Annotated in this window: 12 protein-coding genes; all 12 read left to right on the forward strand. The window is 39.6% G+C overall.

Translation table 11 applies throughout. The annotated features are described in order from the left end of the window. Positions 1 to 103 precede the first annotated feature (103 nt). The 12 genes from ESV85_RS14420 (at position 104) to ESV85_RS14475 (ending at position 14,253) form a co-directional block, all read left to right on the forward strand. Positions 104 to 541: an ArsR family transcriptional regulator gene (locus tag ESV85_RS14420; protein ID WP_317130792.1), complete on the forward strand. Its 438-nt coding sequence runs from the start codon at positions 104 to 106 to the stop codon at positions 539 to 541. A gap of 194 nt (positions 542 to 735) precedes the next feature. Continuing rightward, a complete protein-coding gene (locus ESV85_RS14425; protein WP_146918846.1) occupies positions 736 to 3,321 on the forward strand; it encodes an SLBB domain-containing protein in 2,586 nt (861 codons plus the stop codon). 29 nt (positions 3,322 to 3,350) lie between these two features. Beyond that, complete coding sequence (locus tag ESV85_RS14430) at positions 3,351 to 4,670, forward strand: UDP-glucose dehydrogenase family protein (RefSeq protein WP_146918739.1); 1,320 nt, start codon at positions 3,351 to 3,353, stop codon at positions 4,668 to 4,670. Between the two features lie 59 nt (positions 4,671 to 4,729). After that, positions 4,730 to 5,344 carry a DapH/DapD/GlmU-related protein gene (locus tag ESV85_RS14435; protein WP_146918741.1) on the forward strand — a complete coding sequence of 205 codons (615 nt, stop codon included), beginning with the start codon at positions 4,730 to 4,732 and terminating at the stop codon, positions 5,342 to 5,344. A 45-nt stretch (positions 5,345 to 5,389) separates the two neighbouring features. Next, positions 5,390 to 6,487, forward strand: a complete 1,098-nt coding sequence (locus tag ESV85_RS14440) for a GNVR domain-containing protein (RefSeq protein ID WP_146918743.1) — start codon at positions 5,390 to 5,392, stop codon at positions 6,485 to 6,487. A gap of 7 nt (positions 6,488 to 6,494) precedes the next feature. After that, complete coding sequence (locus tag ESV85_RS14445; protein ID WP_146918745.1) at positions 6,495 to 7,622, forward strand: DegT/DnrJ/EryC1/StrS family aminotransferase; 1,128 nt, start codon at positions 6,495 to 6,497, stop codon at positions 7,620 to 7,622. 118 nt (positions 7,623 to 7,740) lie between these two features. Further along, the gene (locus tag ESV85_RS14450; RefSeq protein WP_146918747.1) at positions 7,741 to 8,313 is read left to right on the forward strand and encodes an acyltransferase; all 573 of its coding nucleotides are present in this window, start codon (positions 7,741 to 7,743) and stop codon (positions 8,311 to 8,313) included. Between the two features lie 2 nt (positions 8,314 to 8,315). Beyond that, the gene (locus tag ESV85_RS14455; RefSeq protein WP_146918749.1) at positions 8,316 to 9,284 is read left to right on the forward strand and encodes a Gfo/Idh/MocA family protein; all 969 of its coding nucleotides are present in this window, start codon (positions 8,316 to 8,318) and stop codon (positions 9,282 to 9,284) included. Positions 9,285 to 9,380: 96 nt separating this feature from the next. After that, positions 9,381 to 10,532: a dTDP-4-amino-4,6-dideoxygalactose transaminase gene (gene rffA, locus ESV85_RS14460; protein ID WP_146918751.1), complete on the forward strand. Its 1,152-nt coding sequence runs from the start codon at positions 9,381 to 9,383 to the stop codon at positions 10,530 to 10,532. Further along, positions 10,522 to 11,664: a TDP-N-acetylfucosamine:lipid II N-acetylfucosaminyltransferase gene (locus ESV85_RS14465; protein WP_146918753.1), complete on the forward strand. Its 1,143-nt coding sequence runs from the start codon at positions 10,522 to 10,524 to the stop codon at positions 11,662 to 11,664. Before rffA ends, ESV85_RS14465 begins: the two co-directional genes overlap by 11 nt. Then, positions 11,664 to 13,130 carry a lipopolysaccharide biosynthesis protein gene (locus tag ESV85_RS14470; RefSeq protein WP_146918755.1) on the forward strand — a complete coding sequence of 489 codons (1,467 nt, stop codon included), beginning with the start codon at positions 11,664 to 11,666 and terminating at the stop codon, positions 13,128 to 13,130. The genes ESV85_RS14465 and ESV85_RS14470 overlap by 1 nt, the downstream gene beginning before the upstream one ends. Before the next feature lie 25 nt (positions 13,131 to 13,155). Next, complete coding sequence (locus ESV85_RS14475; protein ID WP_146918757.1) at positions 13,156 to 14,253, forward strand: glycosyltransferase; 1,098 nt, start codon at positions 13,156 to 13,158, stop codon at positions 14,251 to 14,253. The last annotated feature ends 19 nt before the right edge of the window (positions 14,254 to 14,272 follow it).

The raw sequence follows: 14,272 nt of genomic DNA on the forward strand, positions 1-14,272 counted from the left end.
CTCACTATTTGGGTGAATTTTTATGCTTGAATCCTTGATTACCTCAAAGACAAGGTTGAGGTTACTTGTTAAGTTTTTCGTTAACTCAAAAACGCAGAGCCATTTGAGAGGATTGGCAGATGAGTTTGGGGAATCTACCAATGCAATTCGCAAAGAGTTAAACAATTTGACCAGTGCTGGAATCCTTGTTAAAGAATCTGATAAAAATAAAATTGCCTACATGGCAAATGTAAAGCACCCCTTTTTTACCAATATTCAAGATATCATTCGAAAGTATTTGGGTCTGGACAAACTCCTGGAGCAAATTCTCGAGCGAATGGGAGAGGTAGATCAAGTGGTTCTTGTCGGTGATATTTCTAAGGGTATTGATTCAGGCAAAATAGATGTAGTCGTGACGGGAGATAACCTTAATGAGGACTATATTTTGAGCCTTTCAAATAAGATAGAACAAATGATAGATCGCAAAGTGGTATTGACATTGCTTGATGAAAGGATGGTTTCTACCGGTCTGATTTTGTTTGATAAGGAAATTGGGGCATAGGTAGAGCCTTTTTACTAGTGAATTTTGTGATAGGCACTTTTGTGACTGAAAGGGCGAAGCTGTGTAAAATTGTTTGAGAATTGATTAAAAATCAGAAATTAGCAATTGATACGCGTATAAAAATTGAGTTGAACACGAAAATTATAGAATTGAAAAAATACACTTGGTTGATTAATTCAAGGAATTACCTATTAATGGTGATTTTTTTATTGCTAGCCTTTGCAGCGCAAAGTCAAAGCCTGTCAGATATCCAGAATCTCAAAGTGGATGATTTGTCCGATGCTCAAATCGAACAACTGATTAAAAGAGCTGAATCGAATGGTCTTACTACAAATCAGCTAACTGCTTTGGCACGTGAGAGAGGTATGCCTGCTTTGGAGGCTGCCAAATTGAGTAGAAGAATCTCTGAACTTCAGATGACAGCTATGCCTCAGAGTGGGGCTCAAGATGGCTCTGGCGGTAGAACGATCAATGGCTTCCAGGAAACGGATATGTTTGATTCTATTCGCCGGTCAGATCCCTACTATGATTTGACAGTAAAGCAGAAGAAGATTTTTGGGTTTAAACTCTTTCACAACCGTGATCTGAACTTCAACCCAAGCTTAAATATTGCAACTCCCATGTCTTATGTGATAGGGTCCGGAGATCAGTTATTACTCGATGTTTACGGTGCTTCTCAGCAATCCTACGATTTGAATGTCACTCCAGAAGGCAGGGTTTTTATTCCAAATGTTGGTCCAATACAAGTAGGAGGATCCAGTATAGAAGCTGCTACTTCAAGGATAAAAACGGCTCTTGGTAGAATTTATTCAGGGATGAATGGGGCCAACCCAAATACCTTTATTCAATTACGTTTGGGTAATATTCGCTCGATTAAGGTTTCTATGGTGGGGGAATTGACCAAACCTGGAACCTATACCTTGCCATCCTTTGCTACAGTTTTTAATGGGCTATTTGCAGCTGGAGGACCAAATGAAAATGGTGCATTTAGAAATGTCCAAGTCTATCGAGACAGTAGATTAGTTGCTACCGTTGATATTTATGAATTTCTCTCCAAAGGCATTCAAAGTTCAAACATCACACTTCAGGACAATGATGTAGTGATAGTACCCCCAGTTTCTACCCGAATTGAAATCGTAGGTCCAGTACGTAGAGAAGGTCTTTTTGAAGTAAAACCTAGCGAGACTCTAGAAGACCTGCTAATATTTACTGGCGGTTTTACCAGTATGGCTTATAGAGACAGAGTCACCGTCCGAAGAATTGAAAACAACCAGCGAAAGGTGGTAGATGTGCCTTCTGGTGAGTATGGATCATTTTCTCCAAAAGATGGCGATGAGATACTAATAGGAGAGGCATTGGATAGATTCTCTAATAGGGTTCAAGTGACAGGTTCGGTCACACGGCCAGGCGAATATTCATTAGATGAAAGTGGATTGACGGTGAAAGGACTTGTGGAAAAAGCACAAGGCTTAAAACCAGAGGCATTTGCTACCCGAGCTACTCTTTACAGAACTAGTTCTGATTTGACTTTGGCAGCTGAATCGCTTAACCTGAAAGGTATATTAAATGGAACTTCTCCGGATGTGCCCTTGAAAAATGAGGATCTTTTATTTGTCCCGAGCAGATATGATATTCAAGAGGAGTATTATGTAAAGATTTCTGGTGAAATCAATTATCCAGGTACTTATCCTTTTGCTTCAGACATGACAGTTGGAGATCTTATTTTGAGATCAGGAGGCTTGTTGCAATCAGCGACCAACTCATCTATTGAGATAGCTAGAAGAGTACGAGATGCTACTTCTGGGAAAATCGCAGAGATAGAGACTCTATCCATTGATCCCAACTTGGAATTGACGGATGAAGAAAGAAATCAACCTCTTCAACCTTTTGATCATGTATTCATTAGAAGAAGTCCAGGCTTTGAAAGAGAACAATTAATAACGATTCAAGGTGAAGTAATATACCCTGGTGATTTTGCGATTGCAGCGTCTAACGAGAGAATTTCAGATGTAATCAAACGTGCTGGAGGAGTCACTCAATATGCTTATCCTAAGGGAGCAAGTTTGATCAGGAGAACGGTTTATTACAAAGGCCCAACCGAGGAAGAGTTGAGAAATCAAGCGCTTAAAGATATCCGGTCAAATTTGGATACTGAGACAAATCGAAATTCTAATGAAGCTGAAGAGCTCTTATTTGAAAGAATAGACAAAAAGCTAGCTCAATATGAACTAGAGAAATTTGAAAGAGAGCAAGCTGAGCAAAAACGTAAGTTATTTGCAATTTCACCTGCTTTTGATACCCTAAGACAAGACTCTACAATCACTTCTATGCGGTTAAAAGAACAGGATTTTGTTGGGATTGATTTAGAGTATATTTTGACCCATCCCGGCTCAGAAGAGGATTTACTCTTACTGGAAGGAGATGTAATACAGATACCAAAAGAATTACAAACTGTACGCATGGTTGGTGAAGTGCTATTGCCAACCACAGCCAGGTATAGCAAAAAAAATAATTTAAGAAATTACATATCAAAAGCTGGTGGCTTCACTGAAGATGCGCGACGCGGGAAGACTTATGTAGTCTATGCCAATGGTGATGCTAAGAGAACTCATCATTTTTTAGGATTGAGATTCTATCCAGAATTGGAGCCAGGAGCAGAGATTGTAGTTCCAAAGAAGCCAACACGAAGTCGAATAGGCCCAGCCACTTGGATAGGAATAGCCTCGAGTCTGGCAACAGTTGCCATTTTAGTTCAAACCATAGTGAATAATAGCAAATAGTAATTAGTTAATTCTAGTTTAAAATAGATATGAAAATAGCAGTAGTAGGTACCGGGTATGTTGGTCTGGTGTCAGGAGCATGTTTTGCTGATGTAGGGATCGAAGTTACTTGTGTTGACATTGATCAAAAGAAAATAGAAAACCTTAAAAATGGCATCATGCCTATTTATGAGCCAGGTCTCGAAGAGGTCGTCATTCGTAATTTTAAGAGTGGTAGACTCAAATTCAGTACGGATTTGGGTGAAGCAGTCCAAGGTGCTTCAGTTGCATTTATAGCTGTAGGGACTCCTCCAGGTGAAGATGGATCTGCTGATCTGAAATATGTATTGGGCGTGGCAGATGAGATCGGTACTAAAATGACTGATTACATCGTCGTAGCGACCAAAAGCACAGTTCCAGTGACGACTGGAGAGAAAGTTCGTGCTGCGATCAAGGCAGCTTTGGATAAAAGAGGTTCTGATTTGCCATTTGCTGTAGCATCAAATCCAGAATTCCTGAAGGAAGGTGCAGCAGTAGAAGACTTTTTGAAGCCAGATAGAATTGTGATCGGTGTAGATGATGAACGTGCTGAAGAGATCATGAAGCGTTTGTACAAGCCATTTCAACTAAGTGGCGAGCGTATCATCTACATGGATATTCCATCTGCTGAGATGACTAAATATGCAGCGAATGCCATGTTGGCCACCAAGATTTCTTTCATGAATGATATTGCAAATCTATGTGAACTAGTAGGTGCTGATGCAAATATGGTGAGAAGAGGAATTGGCTCGGATCCAAGGATTGGTAATAAATTCATCTATCCTGGCGTAGGTTATGGAGGTTCTTGCTTTCCTAAAGATGTAAAAGCGATCATCAAAACAGCAAAACAATATGGCTACGACCTAAGAGTACTTCAAGCTGTGGAGGAAGTGAACGATGATCAGAAATACGTGCTTTCAAAGAAAGTCAAAGAGCATTTTGGAGAAGACTTAACAGGCATGACCTTCGCGATGTGGGGTTTGAGCTTTAAGCCAAACACGGATGATATGCGTGAGGCTCCTGCTGGAGTGATCATTGATGAATTGAGAGCTGCTGGAGCTACAGTGAGAGCATACGATCCAGTAGCAATGGATGAAGCAAGAGAACATTACATTTTTGATAAGGTTACTTATTGCAAGGATGCTTACGAAGCTCTAGTGGATTGTGATGCCTTACTTTTAGTTACCGAATGGTCTGAATTTAGGATTCCTAGCTGGGATGTAGTAGGTAGACTTTTGAAAAACAAAGTCATCTTCGATGGACGAAATATCTACGATAAAAAATATCTAAAAACGCTGGGTTTTGAAGCTCACGGAATCGGATCTAAATAATAATTATTGCCCTTGGGTTATACTCAAGGGCATTACTATGTTTTAACAAATAGAAATTAATGATAATTGCTGGTGCCGGTGGACATGGATTAGAGGTGGCTTTTGCCCTTAGGGAATTAGGTTTTCTTTCCTCTGATATATGTTTTTTTGATGAAGATAAGTCCAAAGCACAGGACTCATTGTTCAAAGACTCCTTGATTGTGGAAGTGGATGTTTTGAAGATCAAATTGAAGCACGACCCGAGATTTATACTTGGAGTAGGCAATCCAATCTTTAGAGAAAAGTTATTTCACATGCTGACCTCCCTAGGCGGTAGCGCATATGGTATTAATTGCGTCTCCTATCAAGAACCAGAAAATTCAACTTCAGTTTTTGATGCGATGCCTTATAGTTTCATTGGTCCGGAGACCAAAATTGGCTTAGGCGTTTTAGTAAATACCAGAGCTCATGTCCATCATGAATGTGTAATTGGAGATTTCAGTGAAATCGGGCCAGGTGCAATACTGTTGGGAGCATCTAAGGTAGGCGCTAAATGTAGAATCGGAGCCGGAGCAATACTATTGCCGGGAGTTGAATTAGGTGATGAGGTGATAGTAGGAGCTGGAGCAGTAGTGACTAGATCAGTTTTTAGACAATGCGTTTTAGTTGGAATACCAGCACAGCCAGTTTCATGATTTTAAGTAAATTTATTTTTTATTTCAAACCTATAAAAGTTACTCATGCCTTCAAATGATCAGTCAAAAGTGGAGCTGAACTACCTGGAGTTGATCCAGAAAATCTTCTCTTATAAAAGAAGATTGCTTGCATTTACATTGGCGGGACTTTTATTGGGGATTTTAATTGCATTTACCAGCCCCAAAGAATTTACTTCCTCCTCTTTAGTGATCCTTGAAGAGTCTGAAAGTTCAGGACAATTTGGACAAATGGGAGCCTTAGCAGGTTTAGCAGGAATATCAATTCCTCAAATGCAGGGAGATCAAACCAGATTAAGTGCTGAATTATTTCCAGATGTAATCCATAGCAGGGATTTTATGCTGGATATCATGAAGGAAGAATTCTTTTTTCAATCTAAAGGGAAGAAAATGACTTTGGAAGAATATTATGCGGAGGAAAGACCGGGTAATATTGTGAAGAAAACCATTGACTTTATTTTTAGTATTCCAGCACGGATTATTAATGTTTTTTCATCCAGTGAACCTGCCCCAGCACTGGTTGAGGCTAGTGATTCAGAAGCTGTAGAACTCGGTTATGTGGCAGTGACATCACAGGAAAATTATGTCTTGAGGCAACTGAAAGAAAGAATTACCATTGAAGATCAAATGAAATTGATTGAGCTCAATGTATCCATGCCTGAACCGAAAATCTCTGCCGAAGTAAATGCTTTAGTGTTAGAAAGGTTGATTGGATACGTCACAAATTACAAGACTGTAAAGCAGAAAATAAATCTTGAGTTTGTGGAAGAGCGCGTTGATGAAGCTCAGGTTAAGTTTCAGGAATCTCAGTTAAAGCTCGCTTCTTTCAGAGATTCCAACCAAGGAATTATCTCCCGACGGGCTATGACGAAGGAAGAGCAATTGCAATTTGAGTTTAATATTTCCTTCAATATTTACAATACATTGAAGCAGGAGCTGGAACAGGCGACTATTCAACTTAAAAGAGAAACACCAGTGTTTACGGTCATGGAAAAGGCAAGTATTCCATTAGGACCAAGTAAACCAAATAAGCCTTTGATTATTGTTTTCAGTATGTTTCTCGGCTTTTTCGTAGGGGTATTGTATGCTGTCTATCGAATCCTGCTTTCCCAAATTACTAAGTAATCCAAGTATGCGTTCTATACAAATGGTGGACTTAAAGTCCCAATATGTTGCAATTAAAGCTGAGGTAGACCAGGCGATTCAAGGAGTTATCGATACTACTGCTTTTATCAATGGACCTCAGGTAAAAGAGTTTTCAAATGCGCTGGCAGCTTATACTGGAGCGAAGTATGTAATTACCTGCGGCAATGGGACTGACGCACTTCAGATTGCCATGATGGGTTTGGGTTTTCAGCCTGGTCAAGAGGTAATCGTTCCTGCCTTTACCTATGTGGCTACTGCAGAAGTTATCGCCTTACTGGGATTGAAACCTGTGTTTATTGATGTGATTGCTGATACCTATGAGCTTGATATCAGTCAATTGGAATCCAAACTAACTTCAAAAACCGTTGGGATAGTACCAGTTCATCTCTATGGTCAATGCTCCAATATGGAAGAGATTTTAGCTTTTGCCGCAACCCATAATCTGAAAGTGATTGAAGATACAGCACAGGCAATTGGTGCGAAATACACGTTTTCAGATGGGCGCACTTGTCAGGCAGGAACTATGGGTGATGTGGGTACCACTTCATTTTTCCCATCCAAAAACCTAGGATGTTATGGAGATGGAGGAGCAATGTTTACCAATGACGAGAAATTAGCAGAGAAACTTTGGATGATTGCAAATCATGGCCAAAAAAAGAAATACAATCATCATATAGTCGGAGTTAACTCACGTCTAGATACTGTGCAAGCCGCAATTTTGAATGTGAAACTGCAGCACTTGGATAGATACTCAGCTTCCAGAAATCAGGTGGCAGATAAATATGATGCAGCTTTTGCGGGGCATCCTAACGTCAAAACCCCAGTTCGAGCACATAATTCTACCCATGCATTTCACCAGTATACAGTGCAAATTGAAGGTGTCAGTAGGGATGAGTTAAAAGCGTATTTAGCTGAAAAAGGAGTGCCTTCTATGGTCTACTATCCTCTTTCCTTGCATCAACAGGTGGCGTATATGGATTTGGGATTCAAAAATGGTGATTTTCCTGTTTCTGAATCACTTTGTCTAAAGGTGCTCTCACTGCCGATTCATACAGAGATGATAGCCGATGATCAAGAGTATATTATTGAAACCATTAAAAGTTTTTTTGAATGAAATCGAGCCTGCCTGAGGCAGACAGGTATGACTCTAACTTCCCTTCGGAGGAAGTGTCAATCAAGCGAGATTACTGCCGATAGCTATTGGGAGAACCCTTTAAAATAATTATAAACAGATGAAAGAATATTTCGCACATGAAAGTGCCTACATAGATGAAGGCTGCGAAATCGGAGCTGGAACCAAGATCTGGCATTTTTCACATATCATGCCTAATTGTAAAATCGGCGAAGGATGTAATATAGGTCAGAATGTAGTCGTTTCTCCTCAAGTAATCCTTGGTAACAATGTGAAGGTTCAAAATAACGTATCCATTTATACTGGAGTAACTTGCGGTGATGATGTGTTCTTAGGGCCTTCAATGGTATTTACTAATGTGATCAATCCGAGAAGTGCCGTAAATCGCAAGTCTGAATATGCCAAGACTAATGTAGGAAATGGTGCCAGTATCGGAGCTAATGCAACTATAGTCTGCGGACATGATATTGGCCCTTTCGCGTTTATTGGCGCAGGTTCAGTGATTACCAAGAATGTACCTGCCTATGCATTGATGGTAGGTAATCCAGCCAGGCAAATGGGGTGGATGAGTGAATTTGGAAGTAGATTAGAATTTGATGAGCAAGGTCAGGCCGAATGCAAGGAAACTGGAGACCGATATTTGCTCAATAATAATGAAGTAACAAAGCTGTGAGTATGAAGAATTTTGCCTTGATAGGTGCGGCGGGGTATATAGCCCCGAGACATATGAAAGCTGTAAAGGATACAGGAAATGTATTATTAGCAGCTTATGATAAATTTGATAGCGTCGGAGTGATGGATAGCCATTTTCCAGAAGCTGATTTTTTCACTGAATTTGAACGCTTTGATAGACATGTAGAGAAGTTAAAGCGTACCAAGAAGCCAATTGATTATGTAAGCATTTGCTCGCCAAATTACCTACATGATTCTCATATTCGCTTTGGACTGAGGGTAGGAGCAGATGTGATTTGCGAAAAGCCTTTGGTATTAAATCCCTGGAATATTGATGCGCTTTCGGAAGTAGAAAAAGAACATGGAACTCGTGTTTATAATATTCTTCAACTTAGGCTTCACCCTTCTATCGTAGCGCTAAAGAAGAAAATAGAAGAAGGTCCAAAGGATAAGATTTATGACATAGATCTTGCTTATATTACTTCTAGAGGACATTGGTATTTTACGTCCTGGAAAGGCGATGTGAGTAAGTCTGGAGGAATAGCTACAAATATTGGAGTTCACTTTTATGATATGCTTACCTGGGTTTTTGGAGCGGTAAAGAAAAATGTGGTGCACGTGCATACGCATGATAGGGCTTCTGGATATTTTGAATTGGAGAAAGCTCGGGTCCGCTGGTTCTTGAGCATCAACGCCGATACTTTACCAGATGCTGTAAAGGCAAAAGGGGGTAGAACTTATCGCTCACTAACTATGGAAGGAAATGAGATAGAGTTCTCAGATGGCTTTACCGAATTACATACGCATAGTTACCAGCATATTCTCGATGGTCATGGCTTTGGTTTAGAAGAAGCAAGACCAAGCATTGAGATAGTTCACGATATCAGGCATATGGAGCCTATTGGTCTAAAAGGAGATTATCACCCTTTGGCAAAAAGCCCTTTGACAAAACATCCCTTTTTGACCACCTAAAAAAGAGGTGTTTTAAAATCAAAGAAAGTTGAAAATCTTTGATAGCTTTTAAAATTATTTAATTCCAAATAACAGTTTTAATTCCTCGAATATTTAATGATTCCATTTAACAAGCCATATATAACAGGGAAGGAACTGGCTTATATTGAAGATGCTGTAGCATCAGGTAAACTCTCAGGAAATGGGAAATATACTCGACTGGCGCAAACTTTTTTTGAGGAAAAGTATCAGATCAAAAAAACATTGCTGACCACTTCTTGTACTGATGCATTGGAGATGGCGGCTATTCTTATAGGAATAGAACCAGGCGATGAAGTAATTATTCCTAGTTACACTTTTGTGTCTACTGCAAATGCTTTCGTGCTCAGAGGAGCTAAAATTGTGTTTGCTGATAGTAGATCTGATCATCCAGGTGTAGATGAAGAGAGCCTAAAGTCTCTTATCACCGATAAAACAAAAGCAATCGTTCCAGTACATTATGCTGGAGTTGCTTGCGATATGGATATGATCATGGATTTGGCGTCGGAGCACAATTTATTTGTCATCGAAGATGCCGCGCAAGCTGTAGATTCTTATTATACCTCCAGAAGTGGAAAGAAATTACCACTTGGATCGATCGGTCACTTAGCTACTTTTTCTTTTCATGAAACAAAGAATATCTCATCCGGAGAAGGTGGTCTGCTGGCTATCAACGATGAACAATTTGTCCATCGAGCCGAGATTATCTGGGAAAAAGGAACGAATAGAGCATCTTTTTTTAGAGGTGAAATAAATAAGTATGGCTGGGTAGACATCGGTTCTTCCTTTTTGCCATCAGAGATTACTGCTGCTTTCCTTTGGGCACAACTTGAGCATTTATCAGAGATTCAGCTTAAGCGTATTCTAATCTGGAATAGGTACAATGCTCATTTTAGTCAAAAACTGGAATCATTTGGGGTACAGTGCCCGAAGATTCCTAGCTATGCGGACAACAATGCGCATATGTATTACATCATTACAAAAGATGGTAGACAGCGAGACTTCATTCTCAAAAGGATGAAGGAATCTGGTATTCTTGCGGTGTTTCATTACCTCAGCTTGCACAAAAGTGAGTATTTCCATAATTGTCATGACGGTAGAGATTTAGCATTCTCCGATCTATATTCTGATAGGCTAATCAGATTGCCATTTTTCATTGAACTGACTGTGGAGCAGGTTGATCAAATAAGCCAGACTTTACTCGATATTTTGGCTGAATATGAGAACTGAGAATCTCGTATTTCTTCCAGACTCCCCCTATACCGAATGGATAATTAATAGATCAGAAGATTTATTTTCAGGCCTTAATAAATATTTGGTTGTAGTAGAAGATATTTCCAAGCCTACTAGATTCACTAATTCAGAAATTTTGGTAGTGGAAAATGGGGATTTGGAAAACAGCCCTATTGTCTCTGAATTAAGTGATTTCAAACGTATCATCGTTAATTACCACACACCTTTCATAGGCCATTTTTTAATGCGACGTCAGTCCGAACTAAGTCATGCTAAACTGATTTGGATTATTTGGAGTGGAGATTTATATAAGCATCCGAGTTTTCTGTCAAAAGCATATACCAGTCGTACCATGGCCGTGCTGCCACCTGAGAAGATGGTTGAGACTTGGGGTAAATCGGTGCATCATCGAATTTTACAAGCTTTAGGAAAGCCTAACAAGTACAGTTTTGAGAAGTCATTTTCCAAATTTGATTTTGTAGCTACCATTTTCGAAAAGGATGTAATGGAAGCGGAATCGGTTTTAGGTTTAAAAGCCAAGTGGATTCGATTTGCTTTCTTGTCTTTGGAGGAGATGTTTTCGGAAGAATATCTGAAAAACAAACCCGTTTTAGGTGACAAAATAATGGTAGGCCATTCTGGTTCTCCTGAAAACAACCACTTGGATGTATATCATCAAATACATCATCTTTTGCCTTCAAACGAGATGACCATTCTGAGTCCTTTATCCTACGGCAACCCCACTTATATAGAAGCGGTAAAGTCTATGGGCGAAGAGTATTTTGAAGATAAATTCGAAACCCTGGAAGATTTTATCCCTCGCGAATTCTATTACCAAAAACTAGCGGAAGCTTCTGTTGCTATTTTCAACCATAAAATACAGCAGGCTTTCGGTAATATTTTAGGACTTATTTTTATGGGTGTGAAAGTTTTTTTAAACCCCGAAAATCCAGTTTACATAGAATTGACAAGCCATAATATCAAAGTTTTTGATTACAGTAAGATGACACAGGATGACTTGCTCAATCCTCTATCAGCCGAAGATGTAGATAACAATCGAGCAATAATCAGCTTGCTTTTTAAGGAAGAAAAGATCCGGGATTATTACCGTGATCTCTACATCGCCTGATGACGGTAGTCAAAAACATCAAAAATTTGGCTTCAGACAGCATGATCTATGGACTTGCTGGAATTGCCACTCGAGTAATGGGAGTGGTGCTGACACCGCTCTATACTAGAGTGTATTCTCCTGAGGATTATGGGGTTTTTGGCTTAGTGAATAATGCCTATTCTCTGATCGCCTTGTTATTAATCTTAAGCTTAGACAATTCCACTGCACGCTGGTTTTACGATACTGAAGACTATGACTACAGGAAAAAGATCATAAGTACCTGGTTTTGGTTTTATTTATTGATATCAGTCGTTTTCGCAGGGTTTTTCTTTTTTACAGCTCCTTATTGGTCTCAATTTATCACCTATAATGCCGAGGAATCCATAGAATACATTCAAGTTTTGGCATTTTCTCTTCCTGTCTCCGTAGCTACAGTGGTAGCTACCAAAGTGCTAAGATTTGAGAAGAAGCCTAAGAGCACGGTTCTGCTTACTTTTTTGCAAGCCTTATTTTTGATAGTTGCCAATGTGGTTTTTGTCCTAATTCTAGATCAGGGATTAAAAGGTGCCTTCACCGCCAGATTAGTAGCATTCCTGCTAATGGTTCCCTTATCCATGTACTACCTGAAACGCTGGCTGCAGAAAATTAAGCTTTCGGATTTCCGCCTGCTGGGAAAAATGATCAAGTACAGCCTGCCTTTTCTTCCGGCTAGTCTGTCCATATGGATGATCAATCTATCAGCAGTTTTCTTCTTAAATGGAAAGGTATCCGATGAAGATTTAGGACTATTTCAGATAGCATTCGCCATCGCTGGATTCAGCGGTATTGTCGTAAATGCTTTCCAGCAAGCTTGGTCACCTTTTGCTTTCTCCATAATTCATCAGGAAAATGCCAAGGAAACTTATGGAAAAATACTTCTAGCTTATCTCTTACTGATAGGATCACTTACCTTGCTGGCTTCTTTGTTTTCTCTGGAGGCACTGATGATCATTGCCACACCGGCTTATTATGGAGCTGCCACGATTGCCAGTATTTTGGTCTTTAGCAGCTTATTTGCTGGTCTTACCAATATCGCGGATTTGGGATCAGCGATAAGCAAAAATACAGCTCCACTTGGGATTGTTTACTCGGTTTCCTCAGTCATTCTTGTCTTGCTTAATATTTATCTAATTCCCTTGTATGGGGTTTATGGAGCAGCTCTTGCCGTTTGCATTTCTCAGTTTCTAACACCTGTTTTTGTGTTTTATTTCTCGCAGAAATCTTATCCCATTCCTTATGATTTTATAAGAGCTTTTGGATTTATGGTTCTATTATTTCTGGTAGCATTTCTTGGGTATTACTTGTCTAGCGATACCTCTGTGATCCAAGCGGTGCTGATTAAGATCGGTACCTTTGGTTTCTTTGTGCTGATTTCGATTTTGATTTTTAAGCGGGAGTTTTTGTTTTTGAAGCGATTAGTGAGCAATCGATTCAGTAAAACCTAAAATTTTTCAAAAGCTTGTCTTTCCAATGACTACAGTTAACCAAATAAAAAAAATAGTATACTTAGCATCCTTGGATCAGCGTCATAGTCCTGGGGTGTTCAAAAAGATTTTGGGCACGGTGGCAGGAGCAGAGCAAGCAGGATATTCGGCCAGCTTAAAACTGCTGGATACTAAACCAGGATTTCTAGAGAAGTTTGTTGAGGAAATAGATAATTCTGATGCGGATATCTTAATTGTCAGAAGTCTCTGTCAGTATAATTTTTATTTAATTCCAGCCTTTCGCCGAGCCAAAGCCCAAGGGAAAAAGATAATCCTTGATGTGCCTACGCCAAATACAGTCGCTGTCAGTGAATTGGCAGATGCGAACACTGGTTGGAAAAGGAAAGTAAAAGATCTAGCATATCTCATCTTATCTGGGCCGGTGCCTTTTTGGTTCGTTTCCAAGATTTTGCAATATGCCGAAGAAGGTGCATGGTTCTCCATTGGAAACAAGTCAAAAACTTCCCACATAGGAAATGGAATTCAAGTAGCTTCAGTACCTGAGAGAACGCAGGTACCTGTTTTTGACGGTTCTTGCTTGAGGTTGGTTTGTGTAGCCTCTCTGAATTACTGGCATGGAGTAGATAGATTGATCCAAGCTATCGCCACTTTCAATTCGGAGGGCAATGGCTTGAAAGTTCATTTGAAAATTATAGGTAATGGAGCCTCTTTATCCAGCTTGCAAGAGTTGACAGAAGCCTTAGATGTACAGCAATACATTAGTTTTTCTGGTTTCCTTGAAGGTGAAGATCTCTATAGAGAATATCAGTCTGCTCATATGGCTGTAGGTTCTTTGGCTCTATTCCGTAAGAAATTGAAATCAGCTTCCGAACTAAAGTCTAGAGAATATTGCGCTGTTGGAATACCCTTCATGGTTGTAGGTGATGATCCTGATTTTCCAAAAAACACTAGGTTTAGAGTACAGCTACCTAATCGGGAAAACCTTTCTGATCTCACTGATTTTTTCAGAAGTTTTGATTCAAAATACTTAGCATTCACACCAACTGAAATCAGGAAATATGCCTGCGAGAATTTGGATTTTTCTGTAAAAATTAAGGAAATCTTAAAAGAAGTAGAGGATTGAGTCAGCTTAGAACCCTAGT

Source organism: Algoriphagus aquimarinus, assembly GCF_007997215.1.
GTDB lineage: Bacteria > Bacteroidota > Bacteroidia > Cytophagales > Cyclobacteriaceae > Algoriphagus > Algoriphagus aquimarinus_A.

What these genes read in the sequence shown, in the direction of transcription:
- ESV85_RS14425 (WP_146918846.1), top strand. Translation starts at nt 736, where the DNA reads ATGGTGATTTTTTTATTGCTAGCCTTTGCAGCGCAAAGTCAAAGCCTG.
- ESV85_RS14430 (WP_146918739.1), top strand. Translation starts at nt 3,351, where the DNA reads ATGAAAATAGCAGTAGTAGGTACCGGGTATGTTGGTCTGGTGTCAGGA.
- ESV85_RS14435 (WP_146918741.1), top strand. Translation starts at nt 4,730, where the DNA reads ATGATAATTGCTGGTGCCGGTGGACATGGATTAGAGGTGGCTTTTGCC.
- ESV85_RS14440 (WP_146918743.1), top strand. Translation starts at nt 5,390, where the DNA reads ATGCCTTCAAATGATCAGTCAAAAGTGGAGCTGAACTACCTGGAGTTG.
- ESV85_RS14445 (WP_146918745.1), top strand. Translation starts at nt 6,495, where the DNA reads ATGCGTTCTATACAAATGGTGGACTTAAAGTCCCAATATGTTGCAATT.
- ESV85_RS14450 (WP_146918747.1), top strand. Translation starts at nt 7,741, where the DNA reads ATGAAAGAATATTTCGCACATGAAAGTGCCTACATAGATGAAGGCTGC.
- ESV85_RS14455 (WP_146918749.1), top strand. Translation starts at nt 8,316, where the DNA reads ATGAAGAATTTTGCCTTGATAGGTGCGGCGGGGTATATAGCCCCGAGA.
- rffA (WP_146918751.1), top strand. Translation starts at nt 9,381, where the DNA reads ATGATTCCATTTAACAAGCCATATATAACAGGGAAGGAACTGGCTTAT.
- ESV85_RS14465 (WP_146918753.1), top strand. Translation starts at nt 10,522, where the DNA reads ATGAGAACTGAGAATCTCGTATTTCTTCCAGACTCCCCCTATACCGAA.
- ESV85_RS14470 (WP_146918755.1), top strand. Translation starts at nt 11,664, where the DNA reads ATGACGGTAGTCAAAAACATCAAAAATTTGGCTTCAGACAGCATGATC.
- ESV85_RS14475 (WP_146918757.1), top strand. Translation starts at nt 13,156, where the DNA reads ATGACTACAGTTAACCAAATAAAAAAAATAGTATACTTAGCATCCTTG.